Origin of the sequence: Ochrobactrum sp. S1502_03, assembly GCF_044435015.1 — a bacterium.
In the GTDB taxonomy this organism is placed as follows: domain Bacteria; phylum Pseudomonadota; class Alphaproteobacteria; order Rhizobiales; family Rhizobiaceae; genus Brucella; species Brucella chromiisoli.
In genome coordinates this window covers 1-24,258 of the sequence record NZ_JAYEXN010000002.1, presented here as the reverse complement: position 1 = coordinate 24,258, position 24,258 = coordinate 1, and the positions used below count along the sequence as shown (strand labels likewise).

The window sequence follows — 24,258 nt, the reverse complement described above, 5'->3', positions numbered from 1 at the left end:
TTTCCTCCTAATTAATTGCGCGAACGCGCATAATATTCACCAAGAACATCGACTTCTTCCGCAACACCGAACACCAGCGCACTGCGCTCGTGATAGGTTTCGGGAACGATATCGAGGATCGGCGTGGAACCGTTGGTTGCCTTGCCACCAGCCTGCTGGCTGAGGAACGCAATCGGATTGGCTTCATAAACGAGACGCAGTCGGCCCTTTTCGTAACCCGGTCGCGCATCGTCCACATAGAAAAAGATACCGCCGCGCTGCATGATGCGGTGCATGTCGCCGACCGCTGCACCCAACCAGCGCATATTGAAATTGCGTCCGCGCGGACCGTCCTTGCCGTTGTAGCAATCATCGACATAGGCCTTCATGCCCGCCGAGAGATGACGATAAACGGATGCGTTATAGGCGAGATCGGATGTACGCTCCGGAAGCGTCACATTCTTGCGGGTGATCTGGAAGAGGCCGCTGACCGGATCAAGTGTCGCAAAAAGAACGCCTTCGCCGACCGAGAAGGCGAGATCAATCGAATTGCCGAACGAGACATAGCCTGCTGCCAACTGACGATTGCCGGGCTGAAGGAAAGGCTCTGCCGTATCCGCAGGGAAGATAGAGAAAATGGTGCCGAGCGGCGCGCCAAGACCGACATTGCCGGAGCCATCAAGCGGGTCGATTGCAACGGCAACCAGCCCATCAGCCTTGCCCGGAACAGGCAGGTCCGCTTCTTCCGACAAAACCGATGCAGCACCTGCTGCAATCAACAACTCGACAAAAAGATTGTGCGCGCCAACATCAATGCTCTTCTGCTGGTCCTGATCGCTGTTAACGCCAACGAGCTTGCCGGGATCACCAGGAATGGACCCTCGCGCAATACGGCCCGCAAGGCGACCGGATCCAGCCAGAATTGCTTTAATCACATTGCTTGTTGCAAGGCGCAGACTGTCCTGCCCCGCCCAGCCATCAAGATATTCACCGGCAGCTTCTGCATCAATGCGATCATTGTCGCCAGCCAGAACCAGTGGAGCGTAATTTCCTGCCATCGTCATTGACCCTGCTCCTGAACAAGAAGCAGTTCCAGCACGTGGGAAGCGAGGGAAACGGAATTCATTTACTGACAATCTCCATGCGGATGTCTTCAAGACACGCCCGATAATGGGCTGAGACAGGGAGGACGTAACACCGTTCTGATATCGTCACAATGATGTGGATAACATTATAACGATTTAAATGTTAGATTATGTTTTAAAATCATGTTAATTCACGACACGCACCGTCATTTCATCGGGTGACAGACATATATGGCGCCATATCGGCCCCGTGGCCGTATTGATCTTGCCTATAATGTGCCCGTGCCGGACATCGGAAAATGGCCAATCCTTGCTTAAAAAGACCGGCCTCACGTCAGACGAAAGCCCGTCTGATCTAGCTCCACTTCAACCCATTGAGCTTGGCCCGAAGCTTCTGGGTTATCTTGACGGCCACAAACGCAGCCGTTTTCTGGACACGTGGTTTCAACTGATTGTTCACGAGTGAACAGTCTCAGGTTGCGAAGGAACCCATAAAAAAAGGCCGAAAACCAATTGTCTCCGGCCTTTGATCTTAAATAAGACCTTCTTCTTTCAAAGCCTTCTGAGCCGCAGGGCGCGCCATGACGCGTTCGCGCAACGCGAGGACTTTTGGATAAGCAGAGAGATCAACGTTCAACATCAGGCCCCAGCCCATGACCACGGCGGCATATACATCTGCCTGCGTGAAGTCTTCGCCCAACCAGTAGGAATGACCATTCGCAAGCATTGCTTCTAACTGGCCCATGCGGCGATTGATTGAAGCAATTACTTTAAGCTTCGCATCATCAGAAAGATCAGGCGCAAACAAGCCACTGAAAGCCACGTGCAGATCACTGCAGAAACCGAGCGCCTCCTGTAAGCGCGCGCGTTCGATCGTGCCATAGGCTGGCTTGAAAGCTGCAACATCGGAATGATCACCAATATACTGGAGAACAGCAGCATTCTGCGTGATCACCACACCCGGTTCAATCTCAAGTGCAGGAACAGCACCACGTGGATTGATTTTAAAATAATCAGCACCGCTTGTGGTCTTCTTTTCCTTAAGATCAACCGCTTCGAGATCATAGGTAAAACCTGCCTCGATCAGAACGATGTGCGGGGCCAGAGAACATGCACCTGACTTATAATAAAGCTTCATTATTGACTCCGTTGGGATTTGTTTCCCGGCGGGATGTAGCACCTTTAAGCTGGGAGAAAATATTTCTGTATATCACAATATTGGGAGCAATTTTCTATTCCCGCTTCCCTCCGCGGATTCGTTTGTTCACACGCGCTATCGATAGCAATCAAACCCAGTCTGATCACCATAAACACCGCGCCAAAAGCAATGCCGTAAACGCTGGATGCACTGAACACATTGAACAGATACTCCCTCTCCCGGACCGATAAGCGCGGGAAACCACTCGCCCTTTAGCGCGGCAAATATTCAAGATTTGACATTTGATAGGTATAATTTGACAAATGTCATATACCTATATTGACATACGTCGAATTGTTTGTGATTTTTGCCATGCGTGGTCAAGGAGGATGCCGTGCAGACGTTCTTGAAAATTGAAAAACCAAAAAAATCGTTCGCAGAGGATGCCGCCCTTTACAACGGCATTGTCGCCTGCAAATCCACATTCCGCTTTATTCGGATGGGTATTCAGCAGCGCGACGGCAAAAAGATTTGGCTATGCCGCGAAGAAATTGAGTATTCCACGCCCGATGACGCTCTAAAATCTGGCATTTCCATCATCGAAGGCGCGCATTCCTACCGAACGCTTCGCGTTTTCGGAAGAAATCGCAGCCATCGCAGTCTTTATGGCATCAAACGGCGCGAACATGATAAATGGTTCAGACCTTCTGATTGATGGTGGAGACACACTTCTTTCACAAAGCAAATGGTCTCACGCTTGCTCGTTACCAAAATACGGCATTAAAATTTCAGAGCGGGAACTTATCTCTCGCCTTCAATAGGTGCAAAATGCAAAGATTTATTAACAATCCGGATGAAGTTGTCGAAGACACCGTCAAAGGCTTTATCAAAGCCCATAAAGATCTGGTCCGGTTGTCGTCGGAAAACCCGCGTGTTGTTGTCGCCCAAAATGCACCAATCGAAGGTAAAGTTGGCGTTATTACTGGCGGTGGCTCGGGCCATGAACCTGCTTTTATTGGTTACACCGGTAAAAATCTCCTCGACGCGGTGGCTGTAGGAGAGCTTTTCTCGTCGCCAACCGCCAAGAGCTTTTATGATGCAGCCCGCGAAGCCAATGGTGGAAAGGGTGTTGTCTGTCTCTATGGCAATTATGCCGGAGACAACATGAACGTGAAAATGGCGATAAAGCTTGCTGCCAAGGCCGGAATTGAAGTGCTGACTGTTGTCGCCAATGATGATGTCTGCTCGGCCCCTGCCAGTGAACGGGAAAAACGTCGCGGTGTTGCTGGCGAAATCTTCATGTGGAAGATCGGTGGTGCAAAAGCTGCATCAGGTGCTAGCCTTCTTGAAGTACAGGCAAGCGCGCAGAAAGCCATCGATAATTGCCGCTCAATCGGTGTTGGTCTTGGCCCGTGCACACTGCCGGCGGTCGGGCATCCAAACTTCACGATTGAACCCGGAACGATGGAAGTCGGTATCGGTCATCATGGCGAGCCGGGCGTGCGTGTCGAACCGTTGAAGCGCGCCGACGAGATTGCCCGGGACATGAGCAAGATCGTTCTCGACGATCACGATCTGCCGGAAGGCACCGAAGTTGCCGTTCTGGTTTCCGGGCTTGGCGCCACGCCAGTCAACGAGCTCTATATTCTCAACGATACCATTGAGCGGGAGATCACCGCACGCGGCCTCAAGATCTATCGTACCTATGTTGGCAACTACTTTACCTCGCTTGAAATGGTTGGCGCAACACTGACAGTCATGGCGCTGGACGATGAACTTAAGACGCTTCTGGATGTCGAAGCCCGGTGCACGGCAGTTCTCTAAGAAAGAAATATATCATGCAGACATTCAAAAATGCCGGATCGGGTGAAATCGTTCTTTCGCTTGCAGACAGAATTATCGAAAACAAAGCTTATCTCAGCGAAATTGACGGAAAAATCGGTGATGGCGATCACGGTGTGAATATGGCCAAGGGCTTTGGCCTTGCAGCCGAGCGCCTGAGAAATAAGGACGTCTCGCTTGCAGAAGGTCTTGATACGTTAGGCACAGTTCTGCTCACCGAAATCGGTGGGTCAATGGGGCCGCTTTATGGTGTGATGTTCAACGAATTCGCAGAAAAGCTGGAAGGCGTTGAGAATATCGATGCTGCCGCTTTCAGCGCGATGCTTCATGCCGGTCTTGAAGGCATCCAGTCAATCGGTTCAGCAAAGCTTGGTGACAAGACGCTGCTTGACACGCTGATCCCGGCAATCAATGCTTTTGACGAGGCCAATAACGATGGTCAGTCCTTCTCCGAGGCCCTTGATGCACTCTCGGTGGCTGCTGAAGCCGGTCGCGATTCCACGCTTAATCTCGTCGCAAAAATCGGACGTGCAAGCCGCCTCGGCGAGCGCTCGCTAGGGGTTCTCGACGCAGGTGCAACATCCTGCGCGCTGATTCTGACGGACTTGTCTGCGCAGGCAAAAAACCGTCTTCAGCAATAAGTCTGCATAGAATTTGAATTTGATGGCTGAAAACTGTGTGAGCAAACACGTTCAGCCATCAAATTCGCTCTATCATGTTGCAATCGCGATCACTTGCTTTCATCGTTGCGGCCGGAACGGAGGCAACAGAACATCGCATGACGCTCAAGCCCAACACATCGCGCAAAGTCGGCAAACCCCGGTCGAATGCCAGCGAAAATGCGACCGCTATCCCCATGCGTTACGGAGACGATCTTTATGTTTGGGCCTGCTGGCTTTACTATGAGGATGGCCTGACGCAGAGCGAGATTGCCGATGTTATGGGTATCTCGCGCGCGACCGTAAACAGCTATCTGGCTGAGGCGCGCGAAAAAGGGATCGTCAATATTTCTATCGGCGGCGGCTGGCTTGAATCCCTGTCTGTCGCGCAGGAACTCAAGCGCCATTTTGGTCTGACCGATTGCCTTATCATCCCTCACGATGACAATGCCCGTCCGCTGATTGATCGCCTTGGTGTGGCGGGTGCCCATGCTCTCAACAAGACGTTGAAATCCGGTGACACACTGGCTGTAGCCTGGGGCCGGACCGTACTTGCAGTGGGCGAGCATACTGATATTGCAGCCCTGCAGGATGTGACTGTTGTGCAGGCGACAGGCGGAACGACCGCATCCTTCCCCTATACGCCGGAACGTTGTGCTGCGGTGCTCGCAGAAGCCGTATCTGCGCGCTGTGTCAACATCACGGCGCCCGCCATGGTGCGCTCGCCAACAGCCCGTAATGTGCTGCTCGAAGAACCCCTGATACAAGAGCAGTTTGCGACACTGGAACAGGCCAATCGCATACTGTTTGGTGTGTCCTCGCTTCGATCCAATTCCACGATTCATACAAGTGGCTTTTTTGAATCCGTATCCTTGCAGCACTATCTTGCGGCAGGCGCGGTTGGTGTTGTTGCCGGGCGCTTTATTGATGAACGTGGAAAAACCGTTGCCGGGCCGCTGGATGGCCGCACAATCGGCATCTCACTTGATAAACTGCAAAAGATACAGACGCGGATTGCCGTGGCTGGCGGCTTTGACAAGGTGCCGGCGCTGCTTGCGGCCCTTCGCGGCGGTCATATCAATGTGCTGGTTACCGATGCGGCAACCGGACTTGGAATCCTGCGTGCAGACAGCGTCATCGATCTCGAAGCGCGCCTTTCGCAGCGCCCAAAGGCCAGTCAAATGCCTGCGGCGTTTCGCATGCGTGTGAAAAAGCTGCTCAACAATCCAAATGAGGTGGTTGAGGAAATGCTCGACGGCGCTGTGCGGGCGCATGGCAAATTCCTACAGCCCATCGGCACCTCCAACCGCGCGCTCGTTGCACGTGAGGGTCCCCGTGCTGGCAAGGTCGGACTGGTGATTGGTGGCGGTGCCGGGCATGAGCCATGTTTCCTCGGCTATGTGGGCAAAGGACTTGCCGACGCAGTGGCTGTCGGCAACGTGTTTTCCTCACCACCGCCCGACCCTATTGTTGCATGTGCACTTGCTGCATCCAAAGGCGAAGGGGTTCTCTTTGTCTATGGCAATTATGCCGGCGATGTCATGAATTTCGAGATGGCGGCTGAAATGGCCGAGGAAAAAGGTGTCAGGATTAAAACTGTTCTGACCACCGACGATATTGCCTCCTCACCCATTGATGAAAAGGACGGTCGGCGTGGCGTGGCAGGCAATTTCTTCGTTTTCAAGGTTGCAGGTGCGGCCTGTGACAAGGGGCTTTCACTGGAAGCGTGCGAAGTTGTGACACGCAAGGCCAACGCACGGACCTTCACCATCGGTGTTGCACTGGAACCCGGCTCATTGCCGCAAACAGGACGGCATAACTTCGAGATCGGGCCGGAGGACATGGAGATTGGCGTCGGCATTCACGGTGAGCCGGGTGTTTCGCGTGACCGAATTCGACAGGCTGATGAAATCGTTGATGGCATCATGGACAGAATATTCAATGAAATGAACGCCGTCTCTGGCGATCGGGTTGCCGTTTTGGTCAATTCATTTGGAGCCACACCGCTCATGGAGCTTTATGTTCTCTATCGACGTGTCGCCCAGCGGCTGGATGCCAAGAACATTCATATTGAAGCCAACTGGGTCGGGCATTACTGCACCTCTCTGGACATGGCAGGGGCTTCGATATCGATCCTTCATCTTGATCAGGAATTGAGCGAGCTGTTGCAGCATCCATGCGAAACGGCAAGCCTTAGAATAGGCTAAAACGCCGGTATTTATTGCCTTTTCTGTTCTGCCTATAAGTAAATTAGCATGCGCCTTATGATGAGCAACACGGCTTACGGTTGTAAGGTTCGAGGAGGAATTTCATGTCGGAAACTGCGGCTCGCCGTCTTGCAAACATGTTTGATGCAGTTTCAACTGCCATTGAAGCTGACAAAGATCGGCTTTCCGAACTTGATGGCACCATAGGAGATGGGGATCATGGCACAACCATGGCCCTTGGGTTTAAGGCGGTGAAGCGCGAATTGCTTCAGCTTGATCTGGATGATGCGAATATTTCAACCGTTCTCAATACGGCTGCGACAGCCTTTATCAACGCTGTGGGAGCATCCACCGGACCACTCTATGCAACCGGTTTTCGCCGCGCAGCGCAAGCAACAATGGAACGCAAAGACCTTGATTCCGCAACATGCGCGATCATTATCGAAGCAATCGGTGTGGGCATTCGTGAACGCGGCCATGGGCAGCGCGGCGACAAGACGATGCTTGATGCCTGGCTACCAGCTGCAGAAGCCGCGCAAATTGCTGTTCAGGAAGATCTGGACTTCCGCGCGTTTTGGGAAAACATAGTGGCGGCAGCAACTGCCGGTGCCAACTCGACCCGCTCCATGATTGCAACAAAAGGCCGTGCAGCGCGCCTGCGTGAACGCTCACTCGGGCATGTTGATCCGGGCGCTGCATCCGCTGTTATCATATTACAGGCGATGGCTTCGTCCGTGAAAGACTGACTGGAATAGACGAGGCCAAAAGCCTGTTATTCAACAAGCTTTGTGCCGAGTATATCTTTCGCGAGGTGACAAAAAAACGATACGCCGCGCTCAAGAATCTCATCGTTGAAGTTGTAAGTTGCCGTATGCAGACCAGAGCTATCGCCATTGCCAATCAGGAGATAGGCACCGGCTGTCTTTTCAAGCATGAAAGAAAAGTCTTCACTGCCCATAAACGGCTTATCCAGGTCTTCAAAACTGTCTTCACCAAAATGCTGAACAACCGTTGCTCTTGCCTGTTCAAAGGCCCTGGCATCATTAATCGTCGCCGGATACCCCGTCATCCAATCGAAACTCACATCGGCGCCATAGCTCGCCGCCTGCATCTTCGCCACTTGCTCGACCTTATCACGCAGCGTTTCGCGTATCATGGGATCAGTCGCGCGCATCGAAACTTCGAGTTTTGCCGTATCGGGAATAACATTACAGACCGCACCCGAATTAAAGGCACCAACGGTGATTACGCTTGCCTGATGAGGCGGGACATTGCGGGCAACGATAGTTTGCAACGCCATAACGATGCTTGACGCCACCACAATAGGGTCGATCGTCTTTTCAGGCTCCGCTCCGTGTCCACCGCTGCCCTTCACCGTCAGCGTCAAAGCATCGATGGACGCCGCAATCGGACCCGCTTTGGATGCAAGTTTTCCAGCTTCAAGCCCCGGCCAGTTGTGCAGCGCAAACACCTGATCACAAGGGAAACGCTCAAAGAGCCCCTCCTCGATCATCATTTGCGCACCGCCATAGTTTTCTTCGGCAGGCTGGAAAATGAAATGAACAGTTCCTGAAAAATCCTTATCCTGTGCAAGCGACCACGCGGCCCCCAATAGCATGGTTGTATGGCCGTCATGACCGCAAGCATGCATTTTGCCACTGTTCTTGCTCGCGTAAGACAGGCCCGTTTCTTCCAGAATTGGCAGCGCATCAAAATCGGCGCGAAACCCGATAGAACGGTTTGAGTTGCCGCGGCGCAAAGAAGCGACGATACCCGTCTTTGCAAGACCACGGTTTAACGCATAGCCCCACTTTTCCAGCGTCGAGGCGATAAATTCGGAAGTCTCCACTTCCTCCAGTCCAAGCTCAGGGATGCTGTGCAGATGTCTGCGGATCGCTTTGAGTTCGTCGATAAATGCGCCTTGATTTTTATCGGTCATGTTTGTTGTACTCAATTCATATGCAGGAACTGGCGCAAGCGTGGCGACTGTGGATGACTCATCACAGTCTCTGGCGCACCACGTTCTTCAACCAGCCCTTGGTGCAAGAAGATAACTTCGCTCGAAATATCGCGGGCAAGCGCCATTTCATGCGTCACCATGACCATGGTACGCCCCTCTTCAGCAAGCTTCTTGATAACCTGCAACACTTCCGTCACAAGCTCCGGATCAAGTGCCGAGGTTGGCTCATCAAACAGCATAACCTCCGGTTTCATTGCAAGCGCCCGCGCGATAGCAGCACGCTGCTGCTGCCCACCTGAAAGCTGCGTCGGATATTGATCCCGTTTAGGCGTGATACCCACTTTTTCCATCAAAACCTCGGCCTCGGCAATGGCTTCGGCTTTTGACATGCCCAAAACATGAACAGGGCCTTCGATTATGTTTTCAAGGATCGTGCGGTGTGACCAAAGATTGAAGCTCTGAAACACCATGCCCAGACGCGTACGGATGTGAACAAGCTGTCGAGGATCGGCAGCATGCGATTTTCCGTCCGGCCCGACCTTCGTGCGGATTACCTCCCCCGCAACTGCGATCTCGCCTTCATCCGGTGTTTCCAGGTAATTAATGCAGCGCAGCAAAGTGCTTTTACCGGAGCCACTGCTGCCGATCAGCGAGATCACATCGCCTTTTTTGGCTTCAAACGAGATGCCTTTGAGAACCTCGACACCAGCAAAGCTCTTGTGAATATTGCGGACGGTGAGTGCCATGGACGTCATTTTGAATTGCTCCTGAAACAGATCAGACCATAGACGCGCGTGAGCCACTCATGCGCCGTTCAACCACATTCATGATCCGGGTGAGGATGAACACAACGGTGAAATAAAGAATGCCTGCTGCGATCAGTGGCTCAAAGATCGACAAAGAACTGCGTTGAAGCGCGCGCGCGGTACCCATCACTTCCATGATGGTGATCGTTGAGGCGAGCGACGTCGATTTGAGCAGAATGATAAGATCACTGGTCAAAACGGGCATACAATGACGGAAAGCCAGCGGCAGCGTTATGCGACGTAGAATCTTGAACCGCGTCATACCAATAGAAAGTGCAGCTTCGATCTGGCCGCGAGGGATCGACTTGATCGCACCGCGAATGACTTCCGCATTATAGGCACCCTGATTGAGGCTCAGCGCGAAGACCGCATACCATAAGCCGTCACGCATGTAAGGCCAGAGGAAGCTATGTCTAACCCAGGTTCCGGGCAGGATTTGCCCAAGCCCGTAATAGATCAGATAAAGCTGCACCAGAAGCGGCGTGCCACGGAAAATGAACGTGTAAGTGAAAGCAGGCCATTTCAGGACGCGCTTTTTTGAAAGAAGCGCCAGAGCACTCAGTGTTCCAAAAACAAGACCGATGACACCCGCCGTTGCAGTCAAGAACAGCGTCAGCGGGAGCGCTTTGATAAGCGGCGGCAGGAACTCAATGATTTTTGCAATCGATTCCATTATCCGTGCCCCCGGCTCAGGCGCTTTTCGAGCTGTATAATGATCAGAACCGAAACCAGCGTGATGCACAGAAAGAGAAATGCTGTGAGGCCATAAAAGAAGACGTATTGCTTGGTCGATGCGGCTGCACGATAACCCGTATAAAGCAATTCATGGAATGAACCGAGAACCGAAATAATGGCGCTTTCCTTGGTGATTGAGAGCCAAAGATTACCGATACCGGGAACCGCATGACGCATCATTTGCGGGAAAGTGACACGCGTGAATATCTGGCGGCGGCGCATACCGATGGACAGCGCAGCTTCTATTTGCCCGCGCGGAATAGCCAGATAAGAAGACCGCAGCACTTCCGTCATGAACGCGCCGTTTACAAAAGCCAGCGCGATAATTGCCGCCCAGAAGGCACTGAACTGGAAATCGTTTCCGACAAGACCGCTCGCTTTGAGCAGCTTCTCGGCGCCTGTGGCGACAGAAAAATAAAGCAACAGGATAACAAGCAGCTCCGGCAAAGCCCGAACCACTGTCGTATATAATTCGGCGATAGCTTTTATGAAGCGATTGCGCGAGAGCTTCCCGGAGGCGCCAGCAAGACCAAAAACAAACGAGACTGCAAATGCCACGGCTGAGACCTGCAAGGTCATCATAAGTCCGTGCGCAAACTCGTCTCCCCAGCCCTCACTTCCCCAAGCGAGCAGTTGCCAATAAGAATCCATAACGATTCATCCGATCAGACAGGAAATCATTCAGAGCATTGTTCCCTTGGACCAAAGCGCAGAAAACAATCCGAAGTTTTGAAACGACGCATCGCAATTTCCAAAAAACAAATTCAGTTTTTTGGATCGACGCTGCAGGGCGAACGCCGCTACCGGCGTTCGCCCCTCATCAGGATTATTTCTGTTCGAAAATCCACTTGTCGACGAGTCCTTTCAGGGTGCCGTCCTTGTCGAGCTCGGCAAGCGCCGCATCGACTTTTTCAAGCGTCGCCGTATCGCCTTTACGCACCGCATAGGCAACACCTTCACCCAAAACCACACTCTTGGGCGCAACAAGCTTAATTTCGTAATCAGCGCCCTGCGGCGTTTTGAGGAAGTTCTGCACGAACAAATCCGGTGCGAGAACATAATCAACGCGGCCTGCAACCAGATCAGCAACCGAATTGTCTGCGGTGTCGTAGCTCTTCAAAGAAACATCCGGCAGATACTTGGTCATATAGGCCGACTGTACGCTCGATGTCTGAACACCAACGATCTTGTCAGCCAATGATGCCTGATCGACAACTTCGCCTGAACCGTCGCTTGCAGCAACCGTGCCAACCGTGTCTGTATCCGACTTCGCACCGACGACAACGGTACCTTCCGTATAATAAGGCGTGCTGAAATCAACGACCTTGCGACGCTCATCTGTGACGGAAAACGCACCGATAATGAAGTCCACCTTGTTTTCAGTCAGCGAAGGAATGAGACCATCCCATGCCATGGACTTGAATTCGCACTTGTCTGCGAGCTTCTCGCAAAGTGCGCGTGAAAGGTCTGCCTCCAGCCCTTCCCACTCTCCTGCCGCATTAACCTGTGTGAAAGGCATATACGGCTCCGGCGTCATACCGAGACGAAGCTTTCCTTCCGCCTGAGCGGCACCACCAGCCAATGCAACAAGCGCAATCGCACCTGCAATTTTCCCTTTAAAACCAACCATGTTCCCGTTCTCCTTATATTTTTGTAGCGGCCTGCCTTTGGATGAGAGCAGGCACAGGGAATGCAGAGAGAAAACGGCCCAGGAGCGAATGCCCCCGAGCCATCAGAATTATTTGCGATACCAGCGAAGCGACATGCACGAAAGGCCGGCGTCGATCTTGCCGATTTGCGTTGTCTTGAGCGGAACCACGTTATAGCCACTCTTTTCCAGCAACTCGATGGTGCGTGGGAAGTCGGAGCCTACCATCACCACGTCATTGACGCGCAATGCATTTGCAGCTGCCTCTTCACCTTCGGGCACGATCAACTGACGAAGGCCCGAAAAGACACCGGACTTTGCAAGGCGGCTCGTGGAAAGAACGGTTTCTTCATCAACCAGTGAGCAATCAGTTTTGAAATGAAGTACGCCTTCAGGGGTTGAGACAACCTCACCCTTGCGCCCAATCTTTTCAAGGCTGGCGATCAGTGCAGCTGCACCTGCTTTGTCGGTACGGGCGGAAAGGCCGATCATCACAGTTTTCTGTGTCGTCAGAACATCGCCGCCATCGGCAAAGCCCGGTTCCGGCAGTTCCACAACCGTATCAAACATCTTGCGCAGCGTCGGTTCGATCTTAGCCGTTTCGCCAACACGGGTCAGTGCGCCCGGACGAAGCAAAATTGCACCTTCAGTAAAGACGAGTGCAGGATCTTCAACAAAAATAGAATCGGGGAATTCTTCGAGTGCCGGAAGAATGGTGACCTCGACGCCTGCAGCACGCATGGCAGCAATATAGGCATCGTGCTCAGCCTTCACACCTTCATAGGTGGGATTGCCGCTATCCAGCGCGCGAAGACCATTCACCACAGAGTGCGAAGGCTCACGGACGATGATCGAATTGAACTCATAAACAGGTCTGTTGGAAGACATTGAAGGTTTCCCTTATTTAAGCTGGAGCCTATCTAACCGGCTCTTGATGTTGCGTAAAGCAAATGTGTGCCGTTTGTTGTGCGGCGCGAGAGATGAATGCCAGCCAACATGCACCGAACCGATCCGCCTGCAAGTTCGATCGTCGGGACTGCGAAAGGCATCAGCTTCGCGGTCTGTTCGATTGTCTCGATCTGGATCTTGCTCAATGCGGCATAGGCGCGTGCAGAAAGCGCCAGAACCCGGCCATCACGACCTTCCAGTTCAATGGCATTTCCTGCAAATTCACCAATCTGCTCAGCAGAGAGATGAATGAGCGTGCGACCGGTTTCCTGCAACCGATCAACAATGTCCTGACGACGGACCGGATCTGTGATCAGATCGGTACCCACCAGCGCGTAATCCGTACCAATGCACATCAGCACATTGGTATGATAAATCGGCCTTCCCGACGAATCGACCGCATCGAACACCATCGGTTCAAAGTTGAAATGTGTACAGAAACGCTCGAGCGCCACTTCATTGGTGCGGTTGGAACGGGCTGCATAGGCTACACGTCCAATATGGTCGAGAACCATGGCGCCGGTGCCTTCGAGATAGAAGTGATCGCGCTCCAAACCGGAGTAATCGATCACATCCTGAACGCGATAGTCGCGTTTGAGCATTTCGATAACATCAGGGCGGCGTTCTTTCTGGCGGCTTTCCGAAAACATCGGATAAATGGCAACATGCCCGCCCGAATGGGTCGAAAACCAGTTGTTTGGAAAAACGGAATCCGGCAGCGCTTGGGTTTCGTCTTCAAACAAATGCACCGTTACGCCCGCATCGGCCAAACCTTCTGCCATGGCTGTGACTTCGTCGAAGGCTGCTTTCGCAAGAACTTCAGCAGAGCGTTGTTCGTCGATAGACTGAAACGCATTGTCCTTTGCGGTTTGCGCATTGGGCGTAAAATGGTGCGGCCGGATCATAACGACCGATTTCGGACTCTGGACAGAGGGTCTGCTCATTCTCAGACTATTCTCACTGCTAAAACATGTCGCGGAAAAATTAACGGGTTTCCACAAGGGACATGCATGAAAACAAGGGGTTAAAACATATGGCGTTTCAGGAGACAGTTGACATTTCTGGCTCACCACCACGCCAGCTCAAACGATGTCGACGTGGACCTCGGCTGTATAATCAGACTTTTTGTCATCCGCTGAACATCCTTACCCTCACCTCCATCAGAACTCTGAGAAGCAGATTAGGAGAGCATAAAGTCAGTTAAAATTATAAAAGTGCTGGGTGAATTGTAAAAATTATAGCAATTTGCACAGTCAAAATGTAAAAAACGCTATGCATATTTTTGACGAACTGGATCACAAGCTCATTGCCATTTTAAGAGAGGATGGACGTGCGCCACTCTCGAAGCTGGCGACAATCCTCGGCGTTTCACGCGGGACCGTGCAGGCGCGTCTCGACCGATTGCTTGAGACAGGTGCAGCGCTGGGCTTCACCATACGCGTCCGGCAAGATTCCAGCGATGGAGTTGTGCACGCGATCATGCTGATCGAAGTGCAAGGTCGCTCAACAACCAAGGTCATAAAACTTTTAAGAGGTTTGCCACAGATACGCACGCTGCACACGACCAATGGGTCATGGGATCTGGTGGCAGAAATACATGCGGAAAGCCTTCACGAATTTGACCGCGTTTTGCGTGAAGTGCGAACAATCGAAGGCGTCCTGAACAGTGAAACCAGCATTCTGCTGAGCAGTGTTTAATTGATTTGCAGACGATAAGCTGGGCCGGTTTCGTCAAAGCCCACTGCAATGGTGCGTATCTTTAACAAGCGCGAGTTGTTGTTGCAATTAATCAGCCGATTGCGGCATCATGAGTGATAAAGCCCATTGGCATCACTGGTGACAAGATTATCCTGCATCAGGCATCAAACATCGAGCGCAAACCATGTTCGACTATTGTATCGTAGGTGGCGGCATCGTCGGCTTGGCGACCGCTTTGAAAATAGTCAAAAGCGAGCCGGATGCTCGCCTTCTTTTGTTGGAAAAAGAAAGCACGCTGGCCGCGCACCAGACCGGACATAACAGCGGGGTTATTCATGCTGGGATTTATTATAAGCCCGGCAGTCTGAAAGCCGAGCTTTGCCGCGCAGGTGAGCGCATCACGAAGCAATTTTGCGATGAAAATGCTATTCCCTACCGCACACCCGGAAAGCTGGTGGTTGCCACCAACCAGATCGAATTGCAGCGCTTAGACAATCTCGAAACAAATGCTGCGACGAACGGCATCAATTGCCGTCGATTGAATAATGCGGAGCTAATCGAGATCGAACCGTCTGTGACGGGGCTTGGTGCATTGCTCGTTGAGCAAACCGGGATCGTTGATTATCGCGCAGTCTCTCAGGTCATGGGCGATATTATCAGAGCTGCTGGTGGCACCATCCTATTCAACATTGAGGTTGATCGCATCGAAGAGCGTTCCGACAGCGTCCGTGTCCATACAGATAAGGATGTGTGGGAAAGCCGTTCTGTTATTGCCTGCGCCGGACTACAGGCAGACCGCCTCGCACAACGTTCGGGAAAAGCCGTAGACTTCCAAATCGTGCCATTTCGTGGTGAATATTACGCGCTAAAGCCGGAACTTAGCAATCTGGTCGAACGCATGATCTACCCGGTGCCTGATCCATCTATGCCGTTTCTCGGCATTCACCTAACCCCGATGATGGATGGCAGATTAACGGTGGGGCCAAATGCAGTTCTTGGAATGTCGCGCGAAGGCTATCACAAATTCTCGGTGAGCCTTGAGGACATCGCCACATATGCAAAATTCCCCGGCTTCTGGAAGGTCATTTCAAACCATCTTCGCTCCGGCTTGAACGAAATGAAGGACAGCGTATTTAAATCCAGTTATCTGGAAAAATGCCGCAAATATTGCCCGTCGCTTCGCGCTGATGACCTTCTGCCTTATCGCGCCGGAATACGTGCGCAGGCTGTCTCGAAAGATGGCGCGTTAATACACGACTTCAAATTTTTACGCTCAAAGCGCGTGCTGCATGTCTGCAATGCGCCCTCGCCTGCGGCAACCTCAGCGATCCCGATTGGCGAACTGATTTTCAGACACTTACATCAATAGGCTGCTCAGTTCGCCTCAATCACCCGAACATACTGTCCCCCGCCGATGTCAGTCAGTTGCGTCAATGGCGGCGGCTGATGCACATCATGAGAGCCAAAGCGCGTTGGATAAAATGCATAGCCTTGCGGTGCTTGAGGGGTACTTCTATCGTCAATGAGACGCGTGCCCGTCAGTTCGGCCACTGGATCGGGAATGGCTGAAATCAGACGACGCGTATAGGGATGCGTTGGATTTGAAAATACCCGGTCCCATGGCCCACTTTCGACAATCTGTCCAAAATACATCACAGCCACGCGGTCGCTCATATGTTCAACGACGCTTAGATCATGGCTGATCATGATATAGGACAGCTCCAACCGCTCTTTGAGTTCCAGCAGCAGATTGATGATCTGCGCGCGGATGGAAACGTCAAGTGCAGACACTGGTTCATCGAGAACAATAACCTTGGGATTGAGCAACAATGCGCGTGCGATCCCGATACGCTGACGCTGCCCCCCGGAGAATTCATGCGGAAAGCGCTTGGCTTGCTCCGGTTTTAAGCCGACAAGACGTAAAATTTCCTCCACGCGACCGTCTATTTCGGAGCGTGATTTTACACCATGAAGTTTTAACGGTGCCGCAAGCGACGTATAAACTGTCTGGCGAGGATTGAGCGAAGCAAACGGGTCCTGAAAAACCATCTGCGCCATTTTTGCACGTTCTAGCCGCGACGGCTCGTTTACGCCTGTAATTGGCCTGCCCTCGAAATAAATCTCTCCGCTCGTGGGTTTTTGCAATCCGACGATTGAGAGCGCAAGCGTGGATTTACCGCAACCGGATTCACCAACAATCGACAGGCACTCACCTTTAAGCAGCTCGAGGCTCATATGATTGACTGCATGCAGCAACTGCTTTGAACGGCTGAAAATGCCGCCACTCACCGGAAATCGAACACAGAGATCGTCTATGCGAACAAGCGGCTCCATGGGCTGAGTTGAACGCATCTCATTCATGATGGAAACACCTCACCAAGCCTGCATCCTGCAAAGGCGTCCATCCCGGCTTTTCAGCCCGACAAATATCCGTTGCACGCGTGCAGCGCGGTTCAAACCTGCACCCCGCAGGAAAGGCAGAAATCGACGGCACCACGCCGGCAATTTCCTGCAAGGGGCGCTGCCCTTGTTTTTGACGGGAGCCAAGCAGAGGAAGGGAGGCCAGAAGACCCTGCGCATAAGGATGCGATGGATGCTGAAAAAGGCTTGCCGTCGCTCTCTCCTCGACCAGATGCCCGGCATACATAACGCCGACCCGGCGGCACATTTTGGCAATCACACCCAGATCATGGCTGATCATCAGCACAGACGTTCCGCGCGCTGTGCAAAGCTCCTGCATGAGACGCAGGATTTCCGCCTGTACTGTGACATCAAGGGCCGTGGTGGGCTCATCTGCAATCAGCAAATCGGGGTTACAGGCAAGGGCAATGGCTATCATCACGCGTTGTCGCATACCGCCAGACATCTGATGCGGATAGTTCTTCACACGCTGATCAGGTGCAGGCACCTGCACATTTGCCAGCGCCTCAACAGCCTTACGCTCTGCTTCATGCCATGTTGCGCCCGCGTGCAGCACGAACATCTCCGCAATCTGTCGACCCACGGGTGAGACAGGATTGAGTGCTGTCATCGGCTCCTGAAAAATCATGGCGATGCGATTGCCGCGCAATTTGCGCATGTCACGCGATGACATTGCGCGTAAATCCTGCCCTTTGAAACGGATTGCCCCCCCTGTCACCGAGAGCGGTTTACGCAGCAACCCAATCATCGACAGCGCGGTTATGCTCTTGCCACAGCCAGACTCGCCGACCAAACCGAATGTTTCGCCAGCGCCAATTGTAAAAGACACATCTTCGACCACATTGTGCTGTGTTGCACCCGAAGCAATGTCGATGCGCAGGTTTTCCACCTCAAGAAGTGCGTGTTCGCTCATACCTTGCGCGTCCTCATATGCGGATCGAGCCAATCTCGCAGACCATCACCGAAAAGATTAAGCCCAAGCACGGTGAAAAAGATTGCCAGCCCGGGAAAGACGGCTGCCCAAGGCGCATTGACAATCAGTTCCCGCGCATCGGTGAGCATATTGCCCCAGCTCGGCTCTGGCGGACTGATGCCAAGCCCAAGATAAGAAAGCGCTGCTTCCGCAAGAATAGCGTCCCCCATGCCAAGCGTACCAATGACAAGGATTGGCCCAATCATATTGGGTACAATCTGTGTGATCATGATGCGCACATCACTATAACCAAGCATTTTAGCCGCCTGAATATAGCCCTGCTTTTTAAGAGACAGTGTCGAACTTCGCGCAATACGGCAAGTCCACGACCAGTTCGTCAGGCCCAGCGCAAGCAGCAGGCTTGGCAAGCCGGGCCCAAGCACGGCCATGATCGCAAGCGCAAAGATTAACGAAGGGATTGCCAGCATCAGATTGGTGAGGCCACTGACAAGATCGTCCCACCAGCCGCCGAAATAACCTGCCGAAATACCAAGGCTAAGGCCGATGACCGTATTGATACACTGCGATACAACACCAACAGTCAGGGAGACCTGCGCGCCATAAAGCAGGCGAGAAAACACATCACGCCCCTGCGCATCGGTCCCAAACCAGAACTGGGCGTCCGGCGGCAGCTCGGCATTCATGAGATCCGCATCCATCACTGGATGATAAGGCGCGATCCATGGCGCAAAAACCGCGCCCGTCACCATGATAGCGCAGATGAGGCCCCCAAAGACGAGATTGAAACGCAATTTCATCGGCCTACTCGTGGCTTATACGCGGATCAATGACCGCATAGAGAATATCAACAATCGTATTGATGATCAGAAACCACAATACGATCACAAGAATGGCGCCTTGCACGACCGGAATATCACGCATCGACACGCTGTCGATCAGCAGGGAGCCAAGCCCCGGCCATGAAAAAAGTTTTTCCACCACAACAGCCTGCCCCATCATCGAGCCAAACTGCAATCCGATCGTCGTTATAATGAGCACCAGCGCGTTGCGCATGACATGCCATTTGACAAGGCGGAAGCTGCTCATGCCTTTGGAGCGCGCGGTGCGGATAAAATCAGCACCCATCACTTCAAGAACGGCTGCGCGCGTGGTTCTCGCCAGAAGGGCAAGTGGCGCAACGCCCAAGGTGAGTGCAGGCAGGATCACATGCCTTATACCGCCATCGCCATAGCCAAAACTCGGTAACCAGCCAAGCGTCAGCGCAAAGAAATACATCAGAAGCAGACCAAGCCAGAATTGCGGCAGCGAAAGACCGGATACTGCACCAATCATGGTAACGCTATCCAGAATACTGCCGGGCCGGAGGGCTGCCAGAAAACCAAGCGGCACACCAACAAGGATCGCAAAAGCCATGGCTGCAAATGCGAGCTTCAGCGTCGGCCCCATACGCTCGTGAATAAGCGAGATGACAGGCTGCCTTGATCTGTAGGAAATGCCAAGATCGAACTGCGCAAGCTGCACCATATAATTGCCGAACCGGACATGAACAGGCTTGTCGAGGCCAAATTCCTCCGTGATCTTTTCGACTATTTTGGGATCGCTCATGCCCTTGCCATTCGCAATCAGTCCCGAGGCAATACTACCGGGGACCACGCTAAAAATGATAAAGATCAGCAGGGATACAGCAATGACCGTCGGTATCATCTGCAAGACGCGGCGGACAATAAAATAGAGCACACAGTCCTCTTTTCAGATCGAAGAGAAACCAGCTCGCCCCCAAAAGGCGAGCCGATCCAGATAGGCTCGATTTAACGCCCCGATGGAACCGTGTCGTCAACCCAGAGCTTTTCATAGGACTGAACCGCGAGCTCTGCCGAGTTCGGCTGAAGACCATGCAGCCATGGCTGATGCGCCATGACAGCCTTGTTATAGTTGAAGAACCAAACCGGCGCTTCCTCCTGCAACAGATTGTTGGCCTTCTTCAGAATCTCGTTTTTTTCTTCTTCGGTTTTAGCCAGCTTGGCCTCATCGACCAGCTTGTCGAAGTCCGCATTGGCAAATTTCTGATAGTTGCAAGCAGATTGCGGCGTCGTTGAATAGAAGCATTGCATCGCAGTCAGCGCATCAGGTCCACTTTCCAGCGACCACATATAAGCCTGAAAATTGCCCGCTGGAACCACATCGGCGAGAACAGAGGCCTCAACCGGCTTTGCCTTCACCTTGATCCCAACCTTATCCAGCATCGGAATGATGGCCTGAACAATCGTCAGGCCCCAGCTTTCATTCTGCGTCGCGGTCAATTCAAACTCAAAGCCATCCGGGTAACCGGCTTCGGCAAGCAGCGCCTTCGCCTTTTCAGGATCATAGGGATAAGGCTTCGCATCCTTATCGAAAGCTGGCGAAGAATTTGGCAGCCAGCCGACCGCACGATATGCCTTGTCTTTCACAAGACGCTTGATGATCAGATCACTGTCGATGGCATAATTGATCGCCTGACGAACACGCTTGTCCTGAAACGGCTTAAAATCCGGGTTGAAACCAACAGCACGCGTGTAAACTTCCGCGACTTCCACCATGTTCTTCGCAAGCTCGGGATCTGCAAGATAGGCGGTATATTGTGCAGGCCCAAGAACCGCGACATCAATCTCCTTGTTGCGGAAAGCCACATCACGTGCAGAGGCATCCCCCATGATCATGATATTGATCTTGTCCGCGTAAGGCTTTCCCTTTTCGTAATATTTATCCCACTTTTCAACCGTCAGACGGGAGCCGGGAATGTATTCCGCAAACTTGTAAGGGCCAAGACCAATCGGGTGACGTTGAAAGACATCGCTGTCGCCCTCTCCGGCCGGATAAATGGCCGTATTGTTGCGCATGAACTGGTAACCGGGATCTATCGGCTGTTTAAGGGTGATTTCGAGCGTGTGATCATCAATCTTTTTCAGGCCGGAAATTTCCGTTGCTTTGCCTTGGGTATAGTCTTCCGCGCCCTTTATTTCGGAAATATAGCGTGCCGGAGGAAATGCCTTCTTCGGGTCCATTATCCGGGTATAGCTCCAGATAATATCATCCGCCGTCAATGGCTTACCATCGTGAAAAAATGCGTCTTCCCGTAGCTTATATGTATAGACAAGCTTGTCATCCGAGACCGTTACATCTGTTGCAAGACCCAATACCGGCTTATTCTGATCGGCATCCCAATCATAAAGCGTGCGGTGAATAGCCTTTGCATAAAACTCATCCTGCGTGGCCGGAGATGCCTGAATATCAAGCGTCGAAAAACTATCCCCATAAGGGGCTACGAAATTAATAACGCCTCCGGAACGAGGCGCGTCGGCAGCGTAAGCGGCAGTGCCCGCCATCAAAACTGCGGACAATGCTGCAAGCAACGCAAATTTTCTCATATTCTTCCCCATCTTATCCTCTCACTTGATTTCTTATGATCAGTTCGGCGCTCTGAACACCACTTCGCCATCGCGAAGGGTGAGCACACAACGCGTATCGTTAAGGATTTCATCCGGCTTCGCATTGAGCATATTGCGGGAGAACACAGCGATATCGGCCACCTGACCGGGGATCAGCTTGCCTTTCACATGTTCGAGCTTCTGCGAGAAAGCACCATACTCGGTATAGACCTGAAGCGCTTCTTCAATACTCACCCGCTCCCGCGCATCCATGACCGTCCCTTTGCCGGTCTCACGCGTCAGCATCGAATAGATGTTCGGATAGGGATTGGGGTGACAGACAGGCGCATCGCTGCCCGTTGCGGGCTTGAAACCAAGATCTTTCCATGTCTTGAGCGGATAGCTCGACAGTGCTTTTTCTTCACCAAGAACCGAAATATAGGCGTCGCCAAAATCATAAATGAACACTTGCTGTGGGCATGGATAAATCCCCGCCTTTTTCATCCGCTCGTGCTGCTGTGGTGTGGAGAAGCCACAATGTTCAATGCGATGGCGACGGTCCGCATCGGGGTAAGCTGCAAGCGCCTTTTCATAAGCGGTAATCAGCTGCCCGATGGCAGCGTCTCCAATGGCATGGCAGGCAAGCTGATAGCCTTTTTTATGCGTGTCAAGCACCAGCGCTTCAAGCTCTGCATCGGGTAAAATCTGCACACCAATATTGTTATCATCACCAAGATAAGGCTTGCTCATCCAGGCTGTGCGACCGCCTGCGGAGCCATCAAGGAAAATCTTGACCGCACCAACCGTCAACATGTCATCGCCAACGCCGGACACAAGACCGGCTTCATAGCATTTTTCGACAATCGACGCTCCAGGATCGCCCAGAAGCACAAGCCAGGTGCGGACCGGCAATCGTTTGTTAAGCTTGGCGAAATTGTAGGCCCGAATTTCATCAAAGCCTGCAACCTGACCAACGGCTGCATCCATGACGCTGGTGATACCGTAAGAAAGCAGAAGATTGCCCGCAGCCTCAATGGCGTCGATCATCTCTTCTGTGGTTGCCTTTGGGATAGCCTTCCGCACAACGCCTTGCGCATTTTCTGCGACCATGCCCGTCAGCACGCCATTTTGCTGTTCAATCAGACCACCATCCGGCACCGGTGAATTTTCATCAATTCCCGCAAGCTCAAAAGCCTTCGAGTTGAAAATCGATACATGGCCGCAGGCACGCACGAGCATGACCGGATGATGCGGCGCCACAGCATCAAGCTCTGATTTATGCGGATGACGGCCAACATCAAGCTTGGTTTGATCATAGCCACGCGCCCTGATCCAGGTTCCGGCAGGCGTGGAAGCGGCTTGTTCGCGTATTGCATCGAGCAAGCTTTCCAATGTCGGTGCCACTTGCGATGTCGCATCAATCCAGTTGAGCGTGAGCCCCACTGATATGAGATGCAGATGTGCATCGTTTAAACCCGGCGTCGCAAACTGCCCCTCCAGATCAATCACATGCGTATTGTCGCCTTTGAGCGACCAGATCTCATCTTTGGTGCCCGTTGCAAGCACTTTGCCCTGCCAGATCGCCAGAGCTTCTGCTGTGCCCTCCTCATACCCACACCAGATCGTACCATTATGAAGTATGGTATCAGCACGCAAACCGGGCATTACAGACATTCAGGCATTCCCTTCTCGGAGCACGTTTCGATCTGATCCCATCAGAGCGATGTATCTCATTTTGTTGTTTTGACGCAGACTTATCCCAAAACCTGCCAATTTGAGAGAGGTATGCTTTAAGTCATCGCTTTTTTAGAAGATGATCAGACTCCTGCTCATCTCGCAACTGATAAAGCTATGAGTTTCTATTTTTTTAGCTTGCAACTTTTCCAGACTGGGGATGCACGATCAGATTGGACGTGCCCGTTCGGGCACGTGAATCGCGCCGGGCTTTCCGTGGAATAACAAGAGGGGCTTTAATGCGCTTAAACGATCTTCCAGAGCGCCTTTAAAGGCTACTTATGGATTTTATATTTGTCTGGAAACCAGCGTCAAAATCTCAGGAACGAGCGGCAATATCGCACCATGGAGGGCAATCGGCGATGTATGGCGGAGGGGGTGTCTGTCGAATGGATTCGACTATCACTTTGAAGTAAATTAATAATAAAGAAAATAATTATTTTTATTACACACAAATATATACGCAAAATAATTGTCTTTATCTTCGAATAGACAATTGATTATGGTTCGAATTCCAATCTGAAAAAAATCAAACATGCATCTAAGTCTTAAATATAACATATTTAATCCGTTATGGCCATAACCAAACACTTATTTGATCGGATTTTATGATGATTTTCTTTTTAGAAAAACAAAATTACCAGTTCTCTTCATTATTGCTATCTAATCAATAAAAAGGTTTTTCATTAGTCTACCGGCATCCATTTTCAGCTATCGTCGTCGGAATAATTAGGCTGTGCTTCAGATTGGACTTCCCCTTCAAAAGTGGAGTATCCGTTTTAATCAAGCAGTTTTATCGGACCACATTCGTTCCTGTTTAAGCAGCGCGTTCGCGATTATAATAAGCTTTCGCATGATTGCGGTTATGGCCACTTTTGCAGGTTTTCCTACTTCTCTTAAAGCGGTGTACTTTTGCTTTAAATCCGGATTGAAGCGCAGAGCAACTACGGCTGGCATGTACATTGTTGGTTTTCACGCGGAACTGAGCCGGTTGGGCGACTAATTTCCATCGAGAATTGAGCCATGTGAACCTACTCCCCCGCTATGAGCGATGGGAGCA

At 52.0% G+C, this 24,258-nt stretch carries 21 protein-coding genes and 1 pseudogene; 7 read left to right on the top strand and 15 right to left on the bottom strand.

Features of this window, described 5'->3' with window-relative positions:
- Positions 1–11: 11 nt before the first annotated feature.
- Both VBH83_RS02190 and gst read right to left on the bottom strand, forming a co-directional pair.
- Positions 12–1,043: a class 1 fructose-bisphosphatase gene (locus VBH83_RS02190; RefSeq protein WP_265983977.1), complete on the bottom strand. Its 1,032-nt coding sequence runs from the start codon at positions 1,041–1,043 to the stop codon at positions 12–14.
- A gap of 553 nt (positions 1,044–1,596) precedes the next feature.
- Positions 1,597–2,202: a glutathione transferase gene (gene gst, locus VBH83_RS02185; protein ID WP_265983976.1), complete on the bottom strand. Its 606-nt coding sequence runs from the start codon at positions 2,200–2,202 to the stop codon at positions 1,597–1,599.
- Between the two features lie 596 nt (positions 2,203–2,798).
- Between gst and VBH83_RS02180 the strand changes: the two are divergent.
- The 5 genes and pseudogenes from VBH83_RS02180 to dhaL (VBH83_RS02160) form a co-directional block, all read left to right on the top strand.
- Positions 2,799–2,936 (top strand): annotated as a pseudogene (locus VBH83_RS02180) (SDR family oxidoreductase); the annotation flags it as partial.
- 94 nt (positions 2,937–3,030) lie between these two features.
- Positions 3,031–4,026 carry a dihydroxyacetone kinase subunit DhaK gene (locus VBH83_RS02175; protein WP_265983975.1) on the top strand — a complete coding sequence of 332 codons (996 nt, stop codon included), beginning with the start codon at positions 3,031–3,033 and terminating at the stop codon, positions 4,024–4,026.
- Between the two features lie 14 nt (positions 4,027–4,040).
- Complete coding sequence (dhaL, locus tag VBH83_RS02170; protein WP_265983974.1) at positions 4,041–4,685, top strand: dihydroxyacetone kinase subunit DhaL; 645 nt, start codon at positions 4,041–4,043, stop codon at positions 4,683–4,685.
- Between the two features lie 137 nt (positions 4,686–4,822).
- Positions 4,823–6,910 carry a bifunctional sugar-binding transcriptional regulator/dihydroxyacetone kinase subunit DhaK gene (locus VBH83_RS02165; RefSeq protein ID WP_396996117.1) on the top strand — a complete coding sequence of 696 codons (2,088 nt, stop codon included), beginning with the start codon at positions 4,823–4,825 and terminating at the stop codon, positions 6,908–6,910.
- Positions 6,911–7,014: 104 nt separating this feature from the next.
- Positions 7,015–7,656 (top strand): dihydroxyacetone kinase subunit DhaL, encoded by a 642-nt coding sequence (gene dhaL, locus VBH83_RS02160; protein ID WP_265983972.1) that lies wholly within the window; start codon positions 7,015–7,017, stop codon positions 7,654–7,656.
- A 26-nt stretch (positions 7,657–7,682) separates the two neighbouring features.
- Here the strand turns inward: dhaL (VBH83_RS02160) and VBH83_RS02155 are convergent, their stop codons facing one another.
- The 7 genes from VBH83_RS02155 to ctlX form a co-directional block, all read right to left on the bottom strand.
- Positions 7,683–8,849, bottom strand: a complete 1,167-nt coding sequence (locus VBH83_RS02155) for a M20 aminoacylase family protein (RefSeq protein WP_396996114.1) — start codon at positions 8,847–8,849, stop codon at positions 7,683–7,685.
- An 11-nt stretch (positions 8,850–8,860) separates the two neighbouring features.
- Positions 8,861–9,625, bottom strand: coding sequence for an ABC transporter ATP-binding protein (locus VBH83_RS02150; RefSeq protein ID WP_265983970.1), 765 nt, complete (start codon positions 9,623–9,625; stop codon positions 8,861–8,863).
- A gap of 22 nt (positions 9,626–9,647) precedes the next feature.
- On the bottom strand, positions 9,648–10,349 hold the full coding sequence (locus VBH83_RS02145) for an ABC transporter permease (protein WP_265983969.1): 702 nt from the start codon (positions 10,347–10,349) through the stop codon (positions 9,648–9,650).
- Positions 10,349–11,062, bottom strand: coding sequence for an ABC transporter permease (locus VBH83_RS02140; RefSeq protein ID WP_265983968.1), 714 nt, complete (start codon positions 11,060–11,062; stop codon positions 10,349–10,351). The genes VBH83_RS02145 and VBH83_RS02140 overlap by 1 nt, the downstream gene beginning before the upstream one ends.
- 175 nt (positions 11,063–11,237) lie before the next feature.
- Entirely contained in the window at positions 11,238–12,041 is an 804-nt protein-coding gene (locus tag VBH83_RS02135) for a transporter substrate-binding domain-containing protein (protein WP_265983967.1), read from the bottom strand.
- A gap of 108 nt (positions 12,042–12,149) precedes the next feature.
- Positions 12,150–12,947 carry a dimethylarginine dimethylaminohydrolase family protein gene (locus tag VBH83_RS02130; RefSeq protein WP_265983966.1) on the bottom strand — a complete coding sequence of 266 codons (798 nt, stop codon included), beginning with the start codon at positions 12,945–12,947 and terminating at the stop codon, positions 12,150–12,152.
- Positions 12,948–12,979: 32 nt separating this feature from the next.
- On the bottom strand, positions 12,980–13,951 hold the full coding sequence (gene ctlX, locus VBH83_RS02125) for a citrulline utilization hydrolase CtlX (protein WP_265983965.1): 972 nt from the start codon (positions 13,949–13,951) through the stop codon (positions 12,980–12,982).
- A 328-nt stretch (positions 13,952–14,279) separates the two neighbouring features.
- On the opposite strand from ctlX, the gene VBH83_RS02120 reads away from it, so the two are divergent.
- The gene (locus VBH83_RS02120; protein ID WP_265983964.1) at positions 14,280–14,705 is read left to right on the top strand and encodes an Lrp/AsnC family transcriptional regulator; all 426 of its coding nucleotides are present in this window, start codon (positions 14,280–14,282) and stop codon (positions 14,703–14,705) included.
- Positions 14,706–14,889: 184 nt separating this feature from the next.
- The gene (gene lhgO / locus VBH83_RS02115; protein ID WP_265983963.1) at positions 14,890–16,074 is read left to right on the top strand and encodes an L-2-hydroxyglutarate oxidase; all 1,185 of its coding nucleotides are present in this window, start codon (positions 14,890–14,892) and stop codon (positions 16,072–16,074) included.
- A 5-nt stretch (positions 16,075–16,079) separates the two neighbouring features.
- Here lhgO and VBH83_RS02110 read toward each other — a convergent pair whose 3' ends face one another.
- The 6 genes from VBH83_RS02110 to VBH83_RS02085 all read right to left on the bottom strand — a co-directional run bounded on the left by VBH83_RS02110 (position 16,080) and on the right by VBH83_RS02085 (position 23,129).
- A complete protein-coding gene (locus VBH83_RS02110) occupies positions 16,080–17,066 on the bottom strand; it encodes an ATP-binding cassette domain-containing protein (RefSeq protein WP_265983962.1) in 987 nt (328 codons plus the stop codon).
- Positions 17,059–18,039 carry an ABC transporter ATP-binding protein gene (locus VBH83_RS02105; RefSeq protein WP_265983961.1) on the bottom strand — a complete coding sequence of 327 codons (981 nt, stop codon included), beginning with the start codon at positions 18,037–18,039 and terminating at the stop codon, positions 17,059–17,061. Before VBH83_RS02105 ends, VBH83_RS02110 begins: the two co-directional genes overlap by 8 nt.
- Positions 18,036–18,857 (bottom strand): ABC transporter permease, encoded by an 822-nt coding sequence (locus tag VBH83_RS02100; RefSeq protein WP_265983960.1) that lies wholly within the window; start codon positions 18,855–18,857, stop codon positions 18,036–18,038. The genes VBH83_RS02105 and VBH83_RS02100 overlap by 4 nt, the downstream gene beginning before the upstream one ends.
- A 4-nt stretch (positions 18,858–18,861) precedes the next feature.
- Positions 18,862–19,797, bottom strand: coding sequence for an ABC transporter permease (locus VBH83_RS02095; protein ID WP_265983959.1), 936 nt, complete (start codon positions 19,795–19,797; stop codon positions 18,862–18,864).
- Positions 19,798–19,868: 71 nt separating this feature from the next.
- Complete coding sequence (locus tag VBH83_RS02090; RefSeq protein ID WP_265983958.1) at positions 19,869–21,464, bottom strand: ABC transporter substrate-binding protein; 1,596 nt, start codon at positions 21,462–21,464, stop codon at positions 19,869–19,871.
- 39 nt (positions 21,465–21,503) lie between these two features.
- A complete protein-coding gene (locus tag VBH83_RS02085) occupies positions 21,504–23,129 on the bottom strand; it encodes an amidohydrolase (protein ID WP_396996384.1) in 1,626 nt (541 codons plus the stop codon).
- Positions 23,130–24,258 lie beyond the last annotated feature (1,129 nt).

Excerpts from the sequence above, each read along its gene's own strand:
- VBH83_RS02105 (WP_265983961.1), bottom strand. The coding sequence starts at position 18,039 with ATGAGCGAACACGCACTTCTTGAGGTGGAAAACCTGCGCATCGACATT.
- lhgO (WP_265983963.1), top strand. The coding sequence starts at position 14,890 with ATGTTCGACTATTGTATCGTAGGTGGCGGCATCGTCGGCTTGGCGACC.
- VBH83_RS02150 (WP_265983970.1), bottom strand. The coding sequence starts at position 9,625 with ATGACGTCCATGGCACTCACCGTCCGCAATATTCACAAGAGCTTTGCT.
- dhaL (WP_265983974.1), top strand. The coding sequence starts at position 4,041 with ATGCAGACATTCAAAAATGCCGGATCGGGTGAAATCGTTCTTTCGCTT.
- VBH83_RS02165 (WP_396996117.1), top strand. The coding sequence starts at position 4,823 with ATGACGCTCAAGCCCAACACATCGCGCAAAGTCGGCAAACCCCGGTCG.
- VBH83_RS02140 (WP_265983968.1), bottom strand. The coding sequence starts at position 11,062 with ATGGATTCTTATTGGCAACTGCTCGCTTGGGGAAGTGAGGGCTGGGGA.
- VBH83_RS02100 (WP_265983960.1), bottom strand. The coding sequence starts at position 18,857 with ATGAAATTGCGTTTCAATCTCGTCTTTGGGGGCCTCATCTGCGCTATC.
- ctlX (WP_265983965.1), bottom strand. The coding sequence starts at position 13,951 with ATGAGCAGACCCTCTGTCCAGAGTCCGAAATCGGTCGTTATGATCCGG.
- dhaL (WP_265983972.1), top strand. The coding sequence starts at position 7,015 with ATGTCGGAAACTGCGGCTCGCCGTCTTGCAAACATGTTTGATGCAGTT.
- VBH83_RS02155 (WP_396996114.1), bottom strand. The coding sequence starts at position 8,849 with ATGACCGATAAAAATCAAGGCGCATTTATCGACGAACTCAAAGCGATC.
- VBH83_RS02110 (WP_265983962.1), bottom strand. The coding sequence starts at position 17,066 with ATGAATGAGATGCGTTCAACTCAGCCCATGGAGCCGCTTGTTCGCATA.
- gst (WP_265983976.1), bottom strand. The coding sequence starts at position 2,202 with ATGAAGCTTTATTATAAGTCAGGTGCATGTTCTCTGGCCCCGCACATC.
- VBH83_RS02190 (WP_265983977.1), bottom strand. The coding sequence starts at position 1,043 with ATGACGATGGCAGGAAATTACGCTCCACTGGTTCTGGCTGGCGACAAT.
- VBH83_RS02130 (WP_265983966.1), bottom strand. The coding sequence starts at position 12,947 with ATGTCTTCCAACAGACCTGTTTATGAGTTCAATTCGATCATCGTCCGT.
- VBH83_RS02135 (WP_265983967.1), bottom strand. The coding sequence starts at position 12,041 with ATGGTTGGTTTTAAAGGGAAAATTGCAGGTGCGATTGCGCTTGTTGCA.
- VBH83_RS02090 (WP_265983958.1), bottom strand. The coding sequence starts at position 21,464 with ATGAGAAAATTTGCGTTGCTTGCAGCATTGTCCGCAGTTTTGATGGCG.
- VBH83_RS02175 (WP_265983975.1), top strand. The coding sequence starts at position 3,031 with ATGCAAAGATTTATTAACAATCCGGATGAAGTTGTCGAAGACACCGTC.
- VBH83_RS02120 (WP_265983964.1), top strand. The coding sequence starts at position 14,280 with ATGCATATTTTTGACGAACTGGATCACAAGCTCATTGCCATTTTAAGA.
- VBH83_RS02145 (WP_265983969.1), bottom strand. The coding sequence starts at position 10,349 with ATGGAATCGATTGCAAAAATCATTGAGTTCCTGCCGCCGCTTATCAAA.
- VBH83_RS02085 (WP_396996384.1), bottom strand. The coding sequence starts at position 23,129 with ATGCCCGGTTTGCGTGCTGATACCATACTTCATAATGGTACGATCTGG.